The sequence below is a fragment of the uncultured Nostoc sp. genome (genome assembly GCF_964247315.1).
Classification (GTDB): domain Bacteria; phylum Cyanobacteriota; class Cyanobacteriia; order Cyanobacteriales; family Nostocaceae; genus Nostoc.
Genome location: NZ_CAXTTT010000137.1, coordinates 1 through 18,653 on the forward strand (window position 1 = coordinate 1; position 18,653 = coordinate 18,653).

Consider the following 18,653-nt stretch of genomic DNA (forward strand, 5'->3'; position numbering starts at 1 on the left):
ATTTGTCATTTGTCATTTGTCATTTGTCATTTGTCATTTGTCATTTGTCATTTGTGATTGGGCATGGTTATTCTCCTTATCTCCCCAATCCCCCCAGTCCCCATTACCCCTTATCCCCAGAGGGGGCCCCACCTTGCCCAATCCCCAGTCCCCAGCCCATTTTCACAGATTAACCTCTTGCAACAGCCAAAAACCAGCAAAAGATTGTGCTTTGGGATCGGACTGTATGCCGATAAAATGTACTCCATTAGCTTTTTGCTTGGCTGCTTCAAAACCTTTAGCTTCTGCTAAAATTTGAGGTTTTTTGATATTTGCCACAATCCAGCTTTCAGTCACACCAGTTTCTAAAAGCAATCTCGCCTCTTCGCTGGCGTCAAATCTTAAGAAAGCCAACTCCAAACCAGACATCCAACCAGCCAAGGGCAACGCTCTTGATGAGAAAATCAAAATACCAGGAATACGGGCTTCGGGTGAAACTTTCGCCAACTCTAAAGGGAAAGCTTCACCAAAGCCAATTTCCCACTCTGGCATATCAGCAAAATCCGCCGCATCTAAGGTAACAAATACCCACTGCTGTCCTTCCAAAGCATCTGGTAAACGTTGCGGCAAAGGTTTCTCCAAGCGGACTGAGGGATTTGTCCCCTCTTGATACCCTGCCTCTTGAGGATACACTTCTTCCATCCGCTGTTCTAACCATTGGTTGAGAACTAAAGTGCGGCGGCTAGGCTGGACGGGAATGCCCAAATCTTGACAGGCTTTAGTAATCATATTGTTCATTTGGCGGCGGAAAAAGCGGATTTTAATTGGTGCTTTTCCAGCTTGATTAATAGCTTCCTGCAATGCTGTCCGCAACCAGCCCGAATTTACCTGGGTACTGGGACAATATTGAGCATAACGAAACAAAGAATCTGCTTTTGCGGCGATATCCAAAGGGCTTTCGCAGACTAAGACTTCCCAAACTTTTTTTTGATTAGCGTCCAAAATCGGACGGGAGTAAAAATCGATTTCCCAAATACTGCCCATGTTTTGCGGTAAAAATCTGGCTGTTATGTTTTCCTGATATGTTGATCATACGAGTGTTGGGGCAGCAGGGGAATAAGGCAGTAGGGAGTGAGAAGTGGCGAATTCATCAAGCGATCGCTCTTGGAGTCATTTATTATCTCTTAAGTTTGTTGAGGTGAAGAATTAATTCGCTTTTGCAATTCTGCTTCAAACTCCTCATTGGTGGCGCAAAGTACACTAGGGCGAGAGCGAATAATATTCAAGTAGTGCTGGAATGCCTCTTCATCTTGAGGATTTCGTCGCACGTAATCGCGTAATTCTTGTTCTGTCAATGATTCATAATTTGGTGTAGTCATTCGATTAGTACCTCTCTGTTTGGAAGTATCTCTATTTGTATTGTGTCTCCAATTAGCATGACTATTCGATTGGTGCGAGAGTCCAGGCGAACTAAGTTAACAGGTAATAGTAGGTTTGAACCCAAGAAGGCAAGGAAACGGCGCCTGAAGGTAATTCCGTAGGATATTTGTGTCTGTGGCTAATGATAACAAGGCAGCCTATGCTGTTAAGATTCCTTTGGCTTGGGTGGGTACGAATCGCAAATGTCGTTACCAAACCAAGTGCAATTTGCGTTTTGGGGCGTAGGCGTAGCCCAACCCAAGCATCGCTCTTAACAAACCCTGTTAGTCTTATGATTGATGTGGGCTGAAACCATGATTTTTCAGAAGGTTTATGAAAGCTTGTGATCTAATGACGGTTAATCCAAACGCCTCTGAGTCCAGCTGCTTTAGCTGCATGATAGTCTTCTACAATGCTATCGCCAATATGCCATGCCGCCTCTGGGGAACATTTATGTTTATCTAAGGCAATGGCAAAAATTTGCGGATCGGGTTTAGCTGCACGTACCTGGGTAGAAATGGTGACGGAGGTAAAAAACTCTCTCAATCCCAAACTTTGCAATACTGAGTAAATCCGAGAATCAAAATTGGACAGCACTCCCAAGCTAACTCCCAACCGCCGCCAGTTGATTAAAGCTGGTAAAACATCGGGATAGACAAACCAAGGTTCGCCAGTACCAAAGTGAATGTAAAGTTCGCTAAAAAAAGCTGAAAAGTCAGAAAATTCTTTGAGAACACCTGCCTTTTCAAAAGTGTTCAGAGCAATTATCCGCCACCAATCAAACTCGCGCTGGGGAATATCTTGCAGTTCTGCATCTGGAAATATCGGCGGCGGCGCTGCTTTAAAGCTTTGGATGAAAGCTGTATTTAATGTTTCGGCTGAAACTGTAACGCCAAATTCCTGGGCTATCTGACTATAAACTTCGCCCACACTACCTTTAACATCGAAGAGTGTACCCACAGCATCTAAAAAAATAACTTTCGGTTGTTCCATTAAAGTTTGAAAATTTTGAATGTTGAATTTTAGATTTTGGCTTGTTAAGAGCTTCTGTGGGTAGAGTCTAGCATCTGCTAAGTAGATTGGCACAAATAAAACAAATCATCGCAAACATCTTGGTTTTTACCAATACCCAATGCCCAAGCTTGAAAGTTATCGAGAAAGTGTTTCTATTATTGGACGGGCTAGCCAATTAAAACCAACTTTAAGCTGATGCTCTAAAGTTGGCAGCCTATATAAATAAGCAGCACGACGGGCGACGTATGCCAAAGGCCCATCTAGTTTAATTCCCAAACCAGTAAGAGTGGCGTTGTCTATTCCTAGTGCCATCATTTCTCCTAACTGTTGGTAATGGAAGGGAAGGAGGGGACGATTAGTCAGAGTTGCCCAGATATTCCAAGCAGTATAATCAGCTTGTTGAAAAGCCGCTTGTGCAGTAGCGGGGACTTGTTGTCCTTCAACATCATGACAGTCTGCTAAATCTCCCAAGGCATAGATTTCTGGACGATCGAGGACTTGCAGATTGGATGTAGTGGTGATTTGACCACGCTGGTTTTGCTTGAGGGGAAGAGATTTCACTACAGGCGCAACCCTAGTTCCCACAGTCCAAATTACCAAATCTACGGGAATCGTATCTACCTGGTTTTTGTACTCTAGGGAAATGCTATTTTCCTCTATTGATTCGACTTTGGTTTCTAAGTCAAGAAATACACCACGGGCATCTATTGCTTTCTTTGCTGCTTCCCGATTAAACTCTGGGGAAGTTCGCAAAATTTGATCGGCGATTTCAACGATCCGAAAGCGTCCTCTTTCGCCTAGTCTGTCGGCTAATTTACAAGCTAACTCTACACCACAGTAGCCAGCCCCAACGATCGCTACCCGAATTTTATCAGCATCCGATTCTTCTAAAAATCGCAGGCGTTCTTCTAAACGATAGGCATCAGAGATTGTGCGGAATGTGTAAGCGTAGGCTGTGGCACCAGGGACTAAATCTAGCGGTGTCTCACCTCCTAGCGCCAGCACTAATCGGTCGTAAGGAATTTCTGGGCCTTCTTGTATATTTACCCGTTGCTGGTCGATGTCAATTCCAGACACAACACCTTGATAAAAACGCACTCCTGTCCCTTGCAAAACTTCTTCAAAGGGTGGGGCAATTTCCCAGGTTTGCAATTCGCCAGTGAGTAATTCGTAAAGTAAAGGAGAGAATAGGAAGCGATCGCTTTGATCTACCAGAACAATTTCGGGTTTTTGCGTAGATTCCCAAGGTAATTGGCTTAACCGCAGGGCTGTGTAGAGTCCACCAAAGCCTCCGCCAAGGATACAAATTCTAGAAGTTTGTTCAGTCATCTATTCTATGCTATGCAACAATCAATATTAATTAGGCAACTAACTTCAGGGTAACTGAAAGTTTTAAGATTAACTTTCTTAATCATGAAATTTGATGCTAATTTAGCCAGCTTTCTGTTGGCTTTTGTGTGTGCAATATCCGGCTGGATCGCATGGTGGCATAACAAATTAAAGTTTGAAAAACAACAGGCTACTGAAATTGCAGTAGCTGCTGCTGAAAAAGCACTGAACGAAAAGCGTGATTAAAATCACCTTGTAATATTTAACTGTCCAGTGGACGCAAAATTTAATTTCTTCTCATCGCCGACTGCGAAAACCCTGTTTACCATTAACTTGGTCAAAGAGTACATCGTATTTATCAAACAAGGCGATTCCAGGATTTACAAATATAGGTAGTTCTGCTTGTGGCGAGATACTCAAATTCCAGCGATTAAATCCGTCACGGGTTCCTGGTGTCAAACTGTAATCAAAAATGCCACTAATTCCTACTTTTACAGCATTTGCTGACCCTAATACTCCGGGTTTGAGTTTACCTGCTGTAGAAGCTGACTTGAATTCAGTCAAACCATTAATAGTTCCAGTATCAGCGATCGCTCTACTATTACACGAATTTTTCGCAGAACTCCCAGCAAGAGTTAAACAAACTTTGCTCAGTCGAGAGTCCCATCTTTTACCTGGTATACCATTAATTTCAGGTTGCTGACTCCAAGAAGCCATTTTGAAACCTGCTTGATTCTCAGCAGTTAAACCGAGAATAAGGCTGCCATTTTTGTTATTACCACCATTGCCAACGACGATAAATCCGTTACTGAGATTGCCTGCTAATTTTCGCAACGGGTTATAGGGAAGTGATTTTTCAAAATAGTTAACACCGATAATTCCAGAAAATGGTACACCACTATTTGCTGAACATTTAGGTTTTTGGGCAGTACATTGGCGACTAGTAACAACCTGTACGGGAACAGGTTCGGCGGTGGGAATTAAACTAAACTGCACATTAGCATAAACTAATTCTCCTTCCAGGATAGTACCATCACTTAATACCTCCTTGATATTTTGACCTGTTCTTCGGATCGGAGAATTACCTAAAAACTCTTTGGGAACTCTTAGCCCTGTTGACCCTGTATCTAATAAAATACGTTTTGGTTGACCATTTGCGATCGCAACTTCTAAAAAATAGCCGCGAACACGTTGCCCAAGGGAAGGCTTTGGATATAAAGGTAAGCTTATGGTGTTAAAAGTTGGCTTGCGGGGTGTATTTTGCGAGATATCGCGCAATGCTGAATTTGGGAAAAGAGCCGCAAATGCCGACTGGCGTTGTGCTGCTGGTTCCGGGGCAATATCCCAAAGGCTTTCGTAGTAGAAAAAGCCGATACCTAAACCGCGTTGTTGCGCTGCTTCTACCTGGGATTGGATTTGTGCTATGGAAACTGGGCGATTTCGTAACCCCGCCATAATACCGATACCAGTTGGGATGATTTGTTGGGTTTCTAAAATTTCTGGGCGGGTAATTTGAGCGATAAAACTTTCCACATCATTACGGTACACCTGCATCACCAACTCATCGACAATACCCAACCGCACCCAGTTTAGCCAATCTTGCAGTTGCATTTTATAGGCGAAATTATAGTAATTAGGAGCAACTGAAAAAATAGCATTCGGTTTTTTGGCTTTCACGGTTTGGTAAAGGTCTACCATGAAGGCAGTAATTTTATCTGCCCGCCATTTTATCCATGCTTGGGCTAGGGGATTGGGTGGAGGAGGATTGCCAGTTTCTTGAGTATATAGACTAATCGTGTACTTATCGTAACCAAAATCCCCAGGTAAACTCGTATGGTCGTCAAATTGAACGCCATCAGCATCGTATTGAGTCATAACTTCCATGACGAGTTCGCGGATAAAGTTTTGCACTTCCGGGTGAAAAGGATTTAACCACGCTACTTCACCCGCAGCACTAATTGAAGTTTGAGTCCCATCCCCTTTTTGGGTTAGCCAATCTGGATGCTGTGATGCGAGTTCCGAAGTTAGAGGAACCATGAAACCAAATTCAAACCAGGGTATTGCTAGTAACCCTTGTCTGCGGGCTTGAGTAATAATGTCTGCAATTACATCTTGTCCATCTAATCCTTTGAAGAAAAAGGGAATACCCATTTTCTGCATGATGGCGCTGGGGTATTGTGTATAACCATCATTCCAGACTACGGGATAAACAGTATTAAAATTTAACTGCCGCAGTTGGCTCATGGCTGCTTGCACGTGTGAACGATTTCTAAAAACGCTAAAATCGTTACCACTTAGCCATACTCCCCGAATTTCCTGACGAGGTTGAGGAGGTAGTTGGGCAATAGCAGGGGCAAAGCTGTTGAGTAACAATATCAGAAAGAATGATATCAGACATAATAATGGCAGCAGACGCTTTTTCAAAAGCCACGGCGATGTCTCTTGACTCGCTACGTGTAGTTTACTTATACTTAGTAGTACTTGTCTGTGTACAGGCTTAAATAGTAAGTTAGTTAGAGTTGCATTAATTTTCCTACTTTTTTCCCAAAACTGAATTGTCATTACTTCTGCTTACTAAATGAGGTTAATTGGTTATATTTAATACCATATAAACGTTAAATTGCTACACCAGGAAAACTGATGCAGTAATTTAGCTGCAAGATATTTGACGCAGTTATAACGTTAGTGGTGCCAAATAAAAATGTTTCAAATGTAAGCTCTAGTCGAGATGCTGTGATGAAATTTATTGTTGTGCCATCGTCAAACCCATGAATTTCAAACCTCACCAAAACACTTTTGACGACAAACTAAGCGCAAGTATTGGGCTGGCCATTGGATTGCTGTTCATTGGGGGCGGTTTTTGGGTACGTAACATAATCGCCCACGAAGGTGCAACCCTAAACGAAACACGCGGCACGGTGGTAGACAGCATCAGTCGTCGCGATCGCAGCAGTACGAACAATAATGATAATCAGCAAAAAGAAACCTATGCGCCAGTTATCGAGTTTCTAGCCAACGGTGAACGCACTCGTTTTACAGGCAGTTATGAGTCCTACCGCTCTAGCAACGGTGAGATGGTAGTGGTACGTTACAATCCTAAACAACCCATAAGCACTGCGCGTGTGGTGAATCCGCTGGAAGGCTTAGTAACTTGGGGAATGTTTGGTATTGGTGGGTTAGCTGTGGTTTTTAGCGTAGGCACACTGTTGCCTGTACGCTGGTCTTCAGGTGGGTAACTATAGATTTGGTCAGTTAGAGATTAGATATATTTTGATTTTTTAATTTTCGTGCTGACTTTGGCGGCGTTCGGTGTGCGCCAAAATATTTCTCACTCCGGTAACGCAACCACACCCGCAACACTTGCGGAATCTGGTCTTTTTCTTCCTTAGTCAGGGTGTTGTAAAGGGCTAAGGCGCGATCGCGTTCGCCCCGACAAGCAGCATTGTTGTGAGCATCCCAATAGCTGCGGGCTACTCGAATCCGCCGACAGACTTCTTTAATCAGTGCGTCTCCCGTAAGTGGAATGTCTTGCTTGGTCATACTCAAATGCTATAAATTTCTAATGCCATCCTAGCAAGTCAGATTTATCTTGACAATCGCAAATAATCCCAATTAAATACTTCACTAATGACGGTTTTATATTAAATTATTAAACATTATTTTTAAATATTGTTACTCTGAGTAGGTAAGAATAAAGTTTCTTTTATATCCTGTTTGACTTCATCAGCTAATTTACTATCATTCATCAAATCTAAGATTAATAAATTCTTTTCATAATATGTCTTTAATAAGTCCTTTTGATGTTCGCTCAATATTAAATCATAACCAATTAACTGTCTTATTCTATCAAGCCAGTTTTGACCATATTCTTGTCGCCATTCCTCAAATCTTAATGGTTCTGTTTTTGGATTAAGTAATTTGATTTTTAATTGTTGCAAAGCTTGCTTGAGTTCAGGCTCAATATCCACTATCAAGATTGATGCAAGGACATTATCTATACTCATGTTTTTATCCCTCTAGTTTTTACCGATTATTGTAGACATTGCATTGCATATAATCACTGCTTAATCCCGGTGCAGTACCTATTAAATTCACAAAGATTAACTATTTAAATTCAAAGAATTAGACATAAGATATGTCTTGTAAGCAAGCTTTCAAATTTAATTTATAAAACTTGAGCAGTTACTGGGTTATTTAATACACCAGCTTCGATATTTTACTCGTGAGCCGCTGCTTCCGTCATCCCAACTGTTTAATTTAATAGTGGAAAGCAGACCAAAACTCGTTTGAAACTCAGAGATAACTCTTCAAATTTCAAGCTGGCTGATTTTGCTGAGTTAATTCATTGCTATCCCTCATGGTTATCCAACCAGATGAGAGGTAGAGCAATAATGCTAGGCAATGACTGAAGTAGAAAAGCTGTTGGGCGTCCTAAGCTAATGCTGCCGTAGATTCCTGCGACAAATGCACACATCAGAATAAAGACCGCAGGCTTGACTTTTGGTATCTCAGGATTCATCGCTAGTAATCCCCAGAGCGCACCAGCACTGAGAAAACCATTGTAGAGACCTACATTGTGGGCAAGGATTTCGGCTTTTTGCGCAATTGTGAAACCTCCAAGCAATGTTTCTTGCACGAAAGAGGTTTGCCACAAAAACATCTCAGCCACTAGGAAAAACAGATGAACAACCACAGCCCAAACCAGACAAAAGTTGATCCAATACTTAGGAATGCTTAGAAACTTCATGTAATTTTCTCAGGGGGATTAGTTTTAAAAGTGTATAGTCTATAAGGGTTTCAAGCTTTTCATTCTGCCGCTTCGTCTGACTCTCAATTATTAATTCTAAGTAGTTAACCTCAGATATGCAGAGCATCTTAGCTTTTCTACTGACATACATTAACAGATTTGTAAGATTTATGACAATTCACTTATTAAGAATTGCATAAACGCAGCAATAAACTAGTACAAGAACTAGTAACTTTCGATAGATATGATTATGTAGCACCGCCGACTCGGCACTTAATGACAAACTGATGGGGCGAGTATCCCGTTGATTGTTTGAATAATCGACAGAAGTGGGAAAGGCTCATCTGAGCCAAGTCAGCCAATTCAGTCAAGCCAATATTACAGTCAAGGTTGGTATGGATGTAATCAATTACCTGTTGTAATTTGTACTTAGGCAAGCCACTGGTTGTGATTTGCTCTTTTTGTTTAGGAAGCGCGTAATAATGGAAAAGATGGGTGGCGAGAAACGTCGCGGCAAATTCTGCATATAAACGGCTAGAATACTGATTCTGTCATAGTTCAGCTTTCAGCGCTAGCCTAATTTGATAAATCAACGGGTCAAACGTCGGAAATTGAGGATGCAGTTCCAGACAATCTAAATCAATCGATTCTGAGAGAGTGCAGATAAGAAAGCCGGAGTTCAAACTTAAGTAATGCCTTTGCTTTTCTGGGTGTCTGATTACCAATAAACTGTGCCGTGTGGAATGATTAGACTATGGCCCGTGACAAGGGAGCTTTTTTGCAACCGTCCATTAATTCGCGCTTTTACAACGTACTCAAACGGCATATCTCTATAAAAATGAATCGCATTTTCTGGAAAGATAATCTCGTCTGGCAATGCACTTGCGCTTATGCTCCGAGTGAACTTGAAGCGGATGCCGCTCCAACCCGAATGCGTCGTTGGAGAGTAGAAATTGACGATTAAAGCTTTTTAAGATTGCTTTTTCTACAACACAGGATTCATGCTCTATCTTTGACATGACTCAAGACTATTTGTATCGGCTGAGGAGAAAAATTAGGAGACAGCAACGAGCAATTTTTAAGATGCACCATATTTAATTTTCATTTTTAAGAACAATATTTAATTTACCTGAATTTTAGCCTTGTATATTTCCCTCCTGTCTTCTGCTGCCTCCTAGTTATGAGTAGCCAGCAGAAAATTTGCTAACTGCTTCGGCAAACTGCTGGTTTTGTTCCATCAATGCCATGTGTCCACCTGGTTCTAGGGTGACTCTTTCGGAGTAAGGTAATTCTGCTTTCATGCGATCGCTCGCCACAGGTTTTGTCGCTATATCTGAAGCGCCGCAAACAACCAACACAGGAACGTTAATAGTTGCAAGTCTGTCTGTTTCGTCAAAGTTGAACATTGCCAGTGTGCCACGAGCCAGAACACCAGGCGAACCCAATGCTGATAATAGACCTGCAAAACTGAGTTGACCGCGTTGTTTCAGTACCTGTAAATCCAGATAGTTCCACGGTGATGTACAGCGAACCATTCAAATACGAGAGCCAAGTCATTAACCAAAAAATTGGCCACAGCACGATAGTCAGGTACAACACGGGTTCGAGTAAGGGTTTTTGCAATTTATGTGGCAAACTGATAAAACGACCGCCAAAAGACCACAGAAACATTACTAGTCCAGCTACTAAGTAGGACGTTCCTACAAGTTCTCGTTCATACCACTCATAGAGAATGTAGATCCCCCCGCCAAGTACCCCAACAGACAGCAGTTGAAACAGCCATACAAACAGAAAATTATAAGGCATGAATATCATGAGCCTAAACCTTGCAATGCTTTGTTAACTGCTTTTAGTTTCATACCATAGTTAGAATTATCAACTTTCACTCCCAAGAATGATTTATACAGTGTTTTGGGGGTAATAAAAATGCTGGGTTAGTTGAGAAACAGTGTAGATTGGCAAAAATAACTATTAATAAAAAATATTCCTTCTGCCTCTTGATTTTTATTAATTAACAACTTTTCAGTAGGGGCACGGCAGTGCCCATTGGTGTCAACTTAAGAGGATAAAGCCCAAATTTGTTGGGTGTAAGCGTCAATCTGTCGATGGCGCTTACGCCTGGTTTTGACTAATCCAAAGAGCTTTTGATGTTCCACAAGATAAGGAACAGTGTCAGATGCCTCACCACATAGAATAGCTTGAGAAAAATGGTATACGGGATGATGATGAAACGCCTCTACCACGATCATGATTTTCCCGGCAAGTGTTTTTTGTTGTCCTTGCAGTGCTTTGAGTTTTCTTCTGAGTGCTTCTAGTGTTGACCCATCTGCAATCCAGATTGCTGTGAATTTTGCACATACTGGCTGCCAATTCTCTAGTACTGCCTGATTTTTTGGTTGTGTACTAATTCTTGCCATTACTTGCTCAAATATTTGTGCAAACAGTTCTATTGGCAATGTTCGCAATCTTTTTGACAATGCTTGGGTACTTACCAACATTGGTTCTACCCATAACAATCCCTCTTGTGACAAGACCCGAATTACTTCTCTTAATCCCGGAATCTGTCGATAGACTAAACTCACAACGATCGCCATCATCACTGGCAGAGTCAATATTCTGTCTCGCCATTTTTTCTTTTGTTCTGGCTCTTGTCCTGGTTTGTGTTCATAGGATTTGAGCGGTTTAAAGTTCAGGGGCGATAGCAATGAAAATATCTGTTTCTCGATTTCCTCTATCGGTGGCGCTGGGATATGTTTTTGTTGCCGTAGGTCTGGGTTGCCAATTCTAGCTGGTCTTTTCCTCGCCATGATGTAATCTAAGAACATCTATAAAGATGTTCTTAGATTACATCTGATGCTCATTTTTTGCTTAAGTTGACACCAATGGGCAATGCCATGTCCCCACGAGTATCTGTATTCATCTGTGGTTAATTGTTTTTGTCTGTACCTTACCCATGCGAGAATCACGGTATACGCCAAGGTTCTGTAAGTTCAGTATTTTGAAGATCGCAGAGTAAGTCTAAGTAAAGAACTTAGTTACTAGCAACCTTACAAATCACTATAATATGTGATTTGTATTTGTTAGTAGTATAGTGAATAAGTTGTAGTCCAGAACGTTCTAGTTCTTGTAATAGTTTAGGAATTTCATACTTGTGATGTCGCCAAATAGTAATCTCTTCACCTTTAGAGATTTCAATATTTTTATCTATCCCCTTCCGACTAAAATTTATAGTGTAATTATGACGTAGTTTCAGATTAGCAACAATACTATCTGTTTTTAAATCGTACTTTCTTACCAATTCACAATCTTCAGATTTAATCCCAATCTTCTTTTTAACCCATCCATAGACTTCTTCTACATGGTACTTGCAGCCACCTCTAACTATTCCGTCCCATGTAGAGTTAGAACCAGTTTCGTTAGTAAATACTAAAAGATCGCTTTTTACCATGCTATCTCTAAAGTTTTTGAACACCTCCTCTCTATTTTGATGATTTCCAATGGTAACTCCTAAGTGCAAAAATATTTTTGCTGTGTCGTCAATTTCAAGGCTAGCTTGATTTTGGAATAAAACTTTGGGAACCGAACTATTTTCTATGTCAATTGTTGAGCTGATAAACTCGACTAGTGGAAACCATTTGATAAAATTACTTTTGGATACATGAAGCAATTGTTCACTAATATCTAAAGCTATATACTTATTAACTTTTCCTAATTTGTTTAGGTTGCAGATAAAATTTTTAACAGGATAGGAATTACCTGCACCAACGTCTATAATATTTACTTTTTCACCAATTTTTATATTGCCATTCAGATATTTAAAATTATCTTTTAAAAGGTCAATTTCTACATTTGCTCTTCTATACCATCTCGGAATAACATATTTCCGGTAAAAATCATCCCAATTTTTTGCACCTCTCCCTTTATACGAATACTTGAGAGGTATTTCTCGTCTCACTTCTAATGCATGAATTATCCCCAAAACTTCTTCTTCAGAAAAAAGAGAGTAGAACTCAGAACTTGGCTTTGCTGTGCGACTGATAGCAGGTGAAATATCTAAGGGAAGTCGGGAATTGCTATGAAAATTTTGAGCCATTATTCTTGTTCTTTGATTTTCTTTGGTCTTGAAATTGATTAGCCGCAATGCTTGCTAAAAATGTATTCTCCCATGCTACTGTCCCAAAACCTGGAATTGTCATCACAAAGAACAAGGCTGTTCTCTATCTTACATTCCCCAGTCTCAAAGAAGAAATTGGTTTTTTACAATCAAAGTACGAGATAATTTTCCAAAGATACAGGGATGAATTGCCGTGGTTCAGCAACCAGAACTCCAGGAAACTTCGTTGATAAAGTCAACCCAGCGCGTGCTAAGAAGTTTAAGCACTTATCGGTGGACTTCACTGGGAGCATTAGTCAGCCTGTTGCTGCTGACGATCGCTAACGCTGTCACTCCACAACTATTTCGGTGGGGAATTGATGAGGGAATCGCGCCAAAAAATCTCCAAATTGTGCTATATAGCGCCGCCTGGATGGTAGTTGCGGCGATCGCTCGTGGTGTATTTAACTTTGGACAAACCTATTTAGCAGAAGCAGTGTCTCAGGGTGTTGCTTATGACCTGCGAAACACAATTTTTAGCAAGATTCAAAATCTCAGTTTCAGCTTTCATGACCAGGCGCAGACTTCCCAACTACTAACCCGTGTCACCAGCGACATTGAGCAGATTCGTACCTTTATTGGCATTAGCTTAATTCAGGTTGTCGGTTCAATTGTGACATTGGTGAGTATTTCAGTGCTTTTGCTGGTGATGAACTGGCGATTAGCCCTAATTACCCTCACAGTAGTACCTATGACCGCATGGTTGATGGCACAATTCATCAACCGAAATAACAAACTTTTTCGACAAGTACAAGAGCAACTGAGCAACCTGAATGCTGTATTGCAAGAGAACTTGCTAGGAATCCGGGTAGTGAAAGCTTTTGTACGGGAGTCAACCGAAAGGTCGCGTTATACAACTCTAAATGATGGCCTAGTCAAGGCAAACATGAAGACGATTACCGCCATCCGTGATACCTTCCCATTGATCTTTTTGCTGAGTAATTTGGTAACACTGACAGTTTTCGCTTATGGAGGAGCGCAGGTGATTGGAAATCGGTTCTCCATTGGCGAACTGGTGGCGTTTAACTCCTACCTAGCGTTGATACTCCAACCGATTTTGTTGATTGGATTCGCTGCACCCGCGATCTCTCAAGCTGCGGCTTCTGCGGAACGAGTTTATGAAGTTGTGGATGCAGAGGTAGAAATTCGCGATCACCCCGGTGCTGTCCCATTTGACACCTGCGGTGGTAGAATTACCTTTGAAAATGTTTCTTTTCGCTATCCAGGAGCGATAACCGAAGCTCTCAAAGAAGTATCCTTTGAAACCAAGCCCAACGAGCTAATCGCCGTTCTCGGCATGACTGGTTCGGGAAAAAGCACAATTATGAACCTGATTCCCCGCTTTTACGATGTCACAAATGGGGCAGTTCGCATTGACGGACGAGATGTAACAAGTTTCACACTCAAAAGCCTCAGATCGCGTATTGGCATTGTATTTCAAGAAACCACTCTCTTCTCTGGCACAATCCGCGAAAATATTGCCTATGCAAAACCCGATGCCACCTTAGAGCAGGTGATTCAGGTTGCCAAAACTGCCCAAATACACGATTTTATTAGCAGTCTACCCAATGGCTATAAGACGATTGTAGGTGAACGGGGCGTGGGCTTATCTGGTGGACAAAAACAACGAATTGCGATCGCTCGTACCTTATTAACCGATTACAGCATTCTGATTTTGGACGATAGTACCTCGGCTGTAGATGCCAAAACTGCTGCCCAAATTAAAGCCGAACTAGATGACTTAATGCGCCAAAAAGCTTGTACAACTTTTGTAGTAGCTCAACGCATTAGCACCGTCAAGAATGCCGATCGGATTTTTCTCGTAGATAAAGGACGATTAGTAGCACAAGGTACTCACGAGGAATTGATGCAAAGCAGCCCACTCTATGGTGTGATTTTGGAATCTCAGGTAAACCCAAAGCAGAAAAATGATCTGCAATTAGCATAATTAATTTTACCTACAGCCTGGTAATAAAGACTTTTAATCCCAAATCTAAAATCCCAAATTTTTATGAAAGGCTCTATTCCCGTTACTGCATCTAAGCAGACGAGTCAGCAACCTTCCACCCTGCGGCGCTTTTTGGAATACGTGCTACTCTATCGCAAAGAAATTCCCATCGCCATCACATTAGTATTGATTGGTGCCACAACCCAGGCAATTGGCCCATTCTTTATCGGCTGGTCAATCGATCATTTGATTGCACAAGGGAATTTGCAAGGACTCCTGATGTTGTTAGGGCTTCTTGGACTAAACTATGGACTTAGTGTCTTAGCAATTCGGGGTCAAATTATTCGAGTCGGCTGGATTATGCAGCGATTGCTGGCTCAACTCAGACAAGACATTTTCATTAAAATCCAAAGTCTGCCACTCAGCTTTTTTGACCGTAGCGAAGCAGGCGATTTAATGAGCCGATTGCTGAATGATGTCAATACCGTGAATCAGGCATTTGGACTGACAATCGCCCAAATGCTGGGCAATACTTTCAGTTTAATTGGCATTGTGATTGCGATGCTCTCAATTAACCTGCAACTCGGTTTGTTGAGCAATCTGGTTGTGCCACTGATGATTTTTACCACAAGCTTATTTGCACGTTGGGCAAGAGCCAGATTTCGCGTTACGCGACAAACTATTGGGGAGCTTTCCGCCAAGTTAGAACAAGATATTGGCAGCGTGCGAGAAGCACAAGCATTTAATCGCGTACAGATGAATATCGCAGAATTTAACATTCTTAACGCCGCCAATAGAAATGCCAACGTTCAGGCTGTGGCAATTACTTCAGCCTTTTTGCCCTCCATCGATTTTCTCAACACATTAGCAACCGCAGGTGTGTTAGCCTATGGCGGTTATCTGGCGGTAACAGGATCTGTAACAGTAGGTGTAGTGACATCCTTTTTACTTTATGTCCAGCAGTTCTTCCGCCCTATCCAAATTCTTAGCCAGTTTTACACCCAAGCTCAATCTGCCTTCGCCGGATTAGAACGAATCTTTCTATTATTAGATGAACCGTCAGAACTCAAAGATGCACCCGATGCCATAGAAATGCCGCCAATTCAAGGTGAGGTGACATTCGAGAATGTTAAATTTGGCTACAACCCAGAGCAACTGGTTCTCAAAGGAGTGAATTTGCACGCCTATCCAGGACAGATGGTTGCATTAGTCGGGTCGACCGGTTCAGGAAAAAGTACAATTATTAACTTGATTTTGCGCTTCTATGATGTATCTGGCGGTGCAGTGAAAATTGATGATATTGATGTGCGTAGCGTCACTCAAGCAAGTCTGCGCCGTCAAATAGGCATCGTCCTGCAAGATAATATTTTGTTCACCGGCACCGTCGCCGAAAATATAGCTTTTGGCGCTCCTTACGCCACTCAAGCTGATATCGAAGCGGCTGCACAACTGGCAAATGTGCATGAGTTTATTACCTCACTGCCACAGGGTTATACAACTCAATTGGGCGAACGGGGAGCGCCCCTGAGTCAAGGACAGCGACAACTAATCAGTATTGCTCGTGCGGTATTAATTAATCCCCAAATTCTGATTCTTGATGAAGCCACCAGCAGCATCGATACCCGTACAGAAGCGCTAGTACAAAGTGCGATCGCTCGTTTGCTCCAAGGTCGTACCAGTTTCGTAATTGCCCACCGTCTCAGTACAGTTACTCAAGCAGATCGGGTATTAGTAATTCAGCAGGGAGAAATTGTGGAACAGGGTACTCACGCCGAACTCGTTAATCAGCAAGGTGTTTATGCCAACCTTTATGCTCTGCAACTGGGTGCAGCAGACATAACGGTTCTCCAAAAGCAAAAGTAAAATAGATATATAGCTCGAATTTACCAATTGCCAGCAAAAAAATGAAGCTACCTAACCTCGATTCACAAACCATAGATCGCATCATTGAAATGGCATGGGAAGATAGAACATCTTTTGATGCCATAGAAGCTCAGTTTGGGCTGCTGGAGAAAGAGGTAATTGCCCTAATGAGGCGCGAAATGAAGGAATCTAGTTTCAAGATGTGGCGAGAGCGAGTCACCAAACGCAACACAAAACATTTATCTGGGCGAGAATTTGTTGTAGGTCGGTTTAAATCGCACAATCAAAAAACCTAAGTAATTGGGTAAGCGTAGGCGTAGCCCGTCGTAGACATCGCTATTTTGTGATATGTTCAATTAAAATATTATCAAAAATCATCAAAGGCTAAAATACTGTAAAAAAATAAGCCTGCGTTCGCGCTTCGCGATGCCGCAGGCATCGCGAAGCGCTAATTGAGTGAAAATTACCAAATTCACCAAGCACAATGACGAAAGTTACACTCTACATTGCAGCTAGTTTGGACGGCTACATTGCTCGCAGCGATGGCGCAATTGAATGGCTATCAATTCTTGATACAGAAGATGAAGACTACGGTTACACTGCTTTCTATGAATCGATTGATGCGATCGTCTTAGGCAGCAAAACGTATGAAGTAGGGCTTGGTTTTGATCGCTGGCCTTATCCAGAAAAAAAATCCTTCGTATTCACCCAGCGTCATCTCCAATCCGATCGTGAGGACGTTGTGTTTGTTTCAGACCCAGTAGAACAGGCGTTAGCTAATATAGAGGCTCAAGGCTTTAAAAATCTCTGGCTAGTTGGTGGCGGAAAATTAATCAATTCGTTTCTTCAGCACGGCTTGATTGACGAATATATTATTTCAACTATTCCAATTATCTTAGGTGGCGGTATACATCTTTTTCCACCATCTAACCATGAAGAAAAATTGCAGCTGATTAACTCGCAACAATATCCAACTGGTCTACTTCAAGCACATTATAGGCGACAAGGAAATATTTAAAATAATTCGTAATTCTCAATGAGGTTTTCTACGAATTACGAATTACGAATTACGAATTACGAATTACGAATTACGAATTAGCTAAAGAAGCTTCTGAACAGCGTTGCTAAACTCTTCGTAAGGAGAAACTCCCACAATTGTTTGTGCTAAAATACCATCTTTGAAAATTAAAACTGCTGGAATACTGCGAAGACCGAATTGTTTGAAAATTGGCTTATTGTTGTCAACGTCTACCTTAACGACTTTAGCGCGACCTTTGTATTCTTGGGCAAGTTGCTCCATTAACGGACTGACTAAGCGACAAGGGCCACACCAAGTAGCAGTAAAATCAACAACAACAACTTTCTCTTCACTTCCATTTAAAACAACATCAAATTCACTTTCTTCAACGTAAGCAACTATGTCAGTATCAGTAGACATTTTTTAATTCCTTAGTGTCAAACTAAAATTTCAGCAAAAAGCTAACTATACAAACTATACTCCCTTCTGAGTATCAGATTCACTAGTTATCTATATTCATTGGGAAACCCTACAGATGAGTTTTGCTTGTTATGGTATATTTAATAACTTAATATTTTTGTACGTAGAGTGCGATCGCATAACGCACTCTACCAACCAACCTAATCCAAAAACCTATACCCTCAAGGCGTAGAAGCGTCAATACTCATCCTCCCGATCAAACAGTTCTAACAATCCAATTGTGCCTACAAAAAAAGTATAAGTAGCATATTTTATTGGCATCTTTTTTCTTGAAGGTGCATAAAAAGCTGCTATAACGCTCTCAATAAAATGGCTCATTATGGCAAAACGCTCAATCCAAAAAATAGGATTAAGACTGCTTGGCACATTAATATTAGTTATTACTGCATAAATATTCCACGATTCCAATCCAATTGCACTTGTTATAAGCACTATAGATATAATTTTTACAAAGGTATAAATCTTTTTCTTGATAAACTTTAAGTCCATACTGTTTACAAAAATAATATTTAACATACAGCATTTTGCATCTAAATGAAGTACATCCTTACCCCCTTAATCCCACGCCACTTGCTATAACGGATAGCGCAGCGTTAGCGAGTACTCGAGCGTCGGGAACCTCCGCAACGCAGTGGCTCCCCAATGTATTGGGGAGAAATTCCCAATTTAGTTCCCTTCCCAATACATACGGGGAGGGTTGGGG

23 protein-coding genes are annotated in these 18,653 nt (G+C 41.5%); 7 read left to right on the forward strand and 16 right to left on the reverse strand.

The features are described 5' to 3' along the window. Positions 1–162: 162 nt before the first annotated feature. From ACFE93_RS29305 to ACFE93_RS29325, 5 genes are all read right to left on the reverse strand, one after another. Positions 163–1,023, reverse strand: a complete 861-nt coding sequence (locus ACFE93_RS29305) for a Tab2/Atab2 family RNA-binding protein (protein ID WP_375478760.1) — start codon at positions 1,021–1,023, stop codon at positions 163–165. A 140-nt stretch (positions 1,024–1,163) separates the two neighbouring features. Beyond that, positions 1,164–1,358 carry a DUF6887 family protein gene (locus tag ACFE93_RS29310; protein WP_375478762.1) on the reverse strand — a complete coding sequence of 65 codons (195 nt, stop codon included), beginning with the start codon at positions 1,356–1,358 and terminating at the stop codon, positions 1,164–1,166. Further along, on the reverse strand, positions 1,355–1,483 hold the full coding sequence (locus ACFE93_RS29315; RefSeq protein WP_375478764.1) for a DUF6888 family protein: 129 nt from the start codon (positions 1,481–1,483) through the stop codon (positions 1,355–1,357). Before ACFE93_RS29315 ends, ACFE93_RS29310 begins: the two co-directional genes overlap by 4 nt. Positions 1,484–1,746: 263 nt before the next feature. Next, positions 1,747–2,391 carry an HAD-IA family hydrolase gene (locus tag ACFE93_RS29320; protein WP_375478766.1) on the reverse strand — a complete coding sequence of 215 codons (645 nt, stop codon included), beginning with the start codon at positions 2,389–2,391 and terminating at the stop codon, positions 1,747–1,749. Positions 2,392–2,547: 156 nt separating this feature from the next. Next, the gene (locus ACFE93_RS29325) at positions 2,548–3,741 is read right to left on the reverse strand and encodes an NAD(P)/FAD-dependent oxidoreductase (RefSeq protein WP_375478768.1); all 1,194 of its coding nucleotides are present in this window, start codon (positions 3,739–3,741) and stop codon (positions 2,548–2,550) included. An 84-nt stretch (positions 3,742–3,825) separates the two neighbouring features. Here ACFE93_RS29325 and ACFE93_RS29330 point away from each other — a divergent pair, with 84 nt between their 5' ends. Continuing rightward, positions 3,826–3,987 carry a hypothetical protein gene (locus ACFE93_RS29330; protein ID WP_375478770.1) on the forward strand — a complete coding sequence of 54 codons (162 nt, stop codon included), beginning with the start codon at positions 3,826–3,828 and terminating at the stop codon, positions 3,985–3,987. Positions 3,988–4,038: 51 nt separating this feature from the next. Here ACFE93_RS29330 and ACFE93_RS29335 read toward each other — a convergent pair whose 3' ends face one another. After that, entirely contained in the window at positions 4,039–6,303 is a 2,265-nt protein-coding gene (locus ACFE93_RS29335; protein ID WP_375478772.1) for a family 10 glycosylhydrolase, read from the reverse strand. A gap of 206 nt (positions 6,304–6,509) precedes the next feature. Here ACFE93_RS29335 and ACFE93_RS29340 point away from each other — a divergent pair, with 206 nt between their 5' ends. Further along, a complete protein-coding gene (locus ACFE93_RS29340; protein WP_375478774.1) occupies positions 6,510–6,977 on the forward strand; it encodes a DUF3592 domain-containing protein in 468 nt (155 codons plus the stop codon). A 16-nt stretch (positions 6,978–6,993) separates the two neighbouring features. On the opposite strand, the gene ACFE93_RS29345 is transcribed toward ACFE93_RS29340, so the two are convergent. The 4 genes from ACFE93_RS29345 to ACFE93_RS29360 all read right to left on the reverse strand — a co-directional run bounded on the left by ACFE93_RS29345 (position 6,994) and on the right by ACFE93_RS29360 (position 8,925). Beyond that, positions 6,994–7,281: a Precorrin-3B methylase gene (locus ACFE93_RS29345; protein WP_375478776.1), complete on the reverse strand. Its 288-nt coding sequence runs from the start codon at positions 7,279–7,281 to the stop codon at positions 6,994–6,996. 122 nt (positions 7,282–7,403) lie between these two features. Then, complete coding sequence (locus tag ACFE93_RS29350; RefSeq protein ID WP_375478778.1) at positions 7,404–7,745, reverse strand: hypothetical protein; 342 nt, start codon at positions 7,743–7,745, stop codon at positions 7,404–7,406. Positions 7,746–8,089: 344 nt separating this feature from the next. Then, positions 8,090–8,488, reverse strand: coding sequence for a DUF1304 domain-containing protein (locus ACFE93_RS29355; RefSeq protein ID WP_375478780.1), 399 nt, complete (start codon positions 8,486–8,488; stop codon positions 8,090–8,092). Between the two features lie 248 nt (positions 8,489–8,736). Beyond that, on the reverse strand, positions 8,737–8,925 hold the full coding sequence (locus tag ACFE93_RS29360; RefSeq protein ID WP_375478782.1) for an AraC family transcriptional regulator: 189 nt from the start codon (positions 8,923–8,925) through the stop codon (positions 8,737–8,739). A 317-nt stretch (positions 8,926–9,242) separates the two neighbouring features. Between ACFE93_RS29360 and ACFE93_RS29365 the strand changes: the two genes are divergently transcribed. Next, entirely contained in the window at positions 9,243–9,452 is a 210-nt protein-coding gene (locus ACFE93_RS29365) for a hypothetical protein (RefSeq protein WP_375478784.1), read from the forward strand. Between the two features lie 214 nt (positions 9,453–9,666). Here ACFE93_RS29365 and ACFE93_RS29370 read toward each other — a convergent pair whose 3' ends face one another. The 4 genes from ACFE93_RS29370 to ACFE93_RS29385 form a co-directional block, all read right to left on the reverse strand. After that, a complete protein-coding gene (locus ACFE93_RS29370) occupies positions 9,667–9,894 on the reverse strand; it encodes an alpha/beta fold hydrolase (protein ID WP_375478786.1) in 228 nt (75 codons plus the stop codon). After that, positions 9,881–10,294 carry a hypothetical protein gene (locus ACFE93_RS29375; protein ID WP_375478788.1) on the reverse strand — a complete coding sequence of 138 codons (414 nt, stop codon included), beginning with the start codon at positions 10,292–10,294 and terminating at the stop codon, positions 9,881–9,883. The genes ACFE93_RS29370 and ACFE93_RS29375 overlap by 14 nt, the downstream gene beginning before the upstream one ends. Before the next feature lie 251 nt (positions 10,295–10,545). Then, positions 10,546–11,295, reverse strand: coding sequence for a hypothetical protein (locus ACFE93_RS29380; RefSeq protein WP_375478790.1), 750 nt, complete (start codon positions 11,293–11,295; stop codon positions 10,546–10,548). A 224-nt stretch (positions 11,296–11,519) separates the two neighbouring features. Then, entirely contained in the window at positions 11,520–12,581 is a 1,062-nt protein-coding gene (locus tag ACFE93_RS29385) for an L-histidine N(alpha)-methyltransferase (RefSeq protein WP_375478792.1), read from the reverse strand. Positions 12,582–12,795: 214 nt separating this feature from the next. On the opposite strand from ACFE93_RS29385, the gene ACFE93_RS29390 reads away from it, so the two are divergent. The 4 genes from ACFE93_RS29390 (at position 12,796) to ACFE93_RS29405 (ending at position 17,470) form a co-directional block, all read left to right on the forward strand. After that, on the forward strand, positions 12,796–14,589 hold the full coding sequence (locus tag ACFE93_RS29390; protein WP_375478794.1) for an ABC transporter ATP-binding protein: 1,794 nt from the start codon (positions 12,796–12,798) through the stop codon (positions 14,587–14,589). Between the two features lie 63 nt (positions 14,590–14,652). Beyond that, positions 14,653–16,452 carry an ABC transporter ATP-binding protein gene (locus ACFE93_RS29395; protein ID WP_375478796.1) on the forward strand — a complete coding sequence of 600 codons (1,800 nt, stop codon included), beginning with the start codon at positions 14,653–14,655 and terminating at the stop codon, positions 16,450–16,452. Positions 16,453–16,493: 41 nt separating this feature from the next. Then, on the forward strand, positions 16,494–16,748 hold the full coding sequence (locus ACFE93_RS29400; RefSeq protein ID WP_375478799.1) for a TIGR03643 family protein: 255 nt from the start codon (positions 16,494–16,496) through the stop codon (positions 16,746–16,748). 188 nt (positions 16,749–16,936) lie between these two features. Continuing rightward, positions 16,937–17,470 carry a dihydrofolate reductase family protein gene (locus ACFE93_RS29405; protein ID WP_375478801.1) on the forward strand — a complete coding sequence of 178 codons (534 nt, stop codon included), beginning with the start codon at positions 16,937–16,939 and terminating at the stop codon, positions 17,468–17,470. 81 nt (positions 17,471–17,551) lie between these two features. On the opposite strand, the gene trxA is transcribed toward ACFE93_RS29405, so the two are convergent. Then, positions 17,552–17,890, reverse strand: coding sequence for a thioredoxin (trxA, locus tag ACFE93_RS29410; RefSeq protein WP_375478803.1), 339 nt, complete (start codon positions 17,888–17,890; stop codon positions 17,552–17,554). Between the two features lie 237 nt (positions 17,891–18,127). Continuing rightward, on the reverse strand, positions 18,128–18,439 hold the full coding sequence (locus tag ACFE93_RS29415) for a hypothetical protein (protein WP_375478805.1): 312 nt from the start codon (positions 18,437–18,439) through the stop codon (positions 18,128–18,130). Between the last annotated feature and the right edge of the window lie 214 nt (positions 18,440–18,653).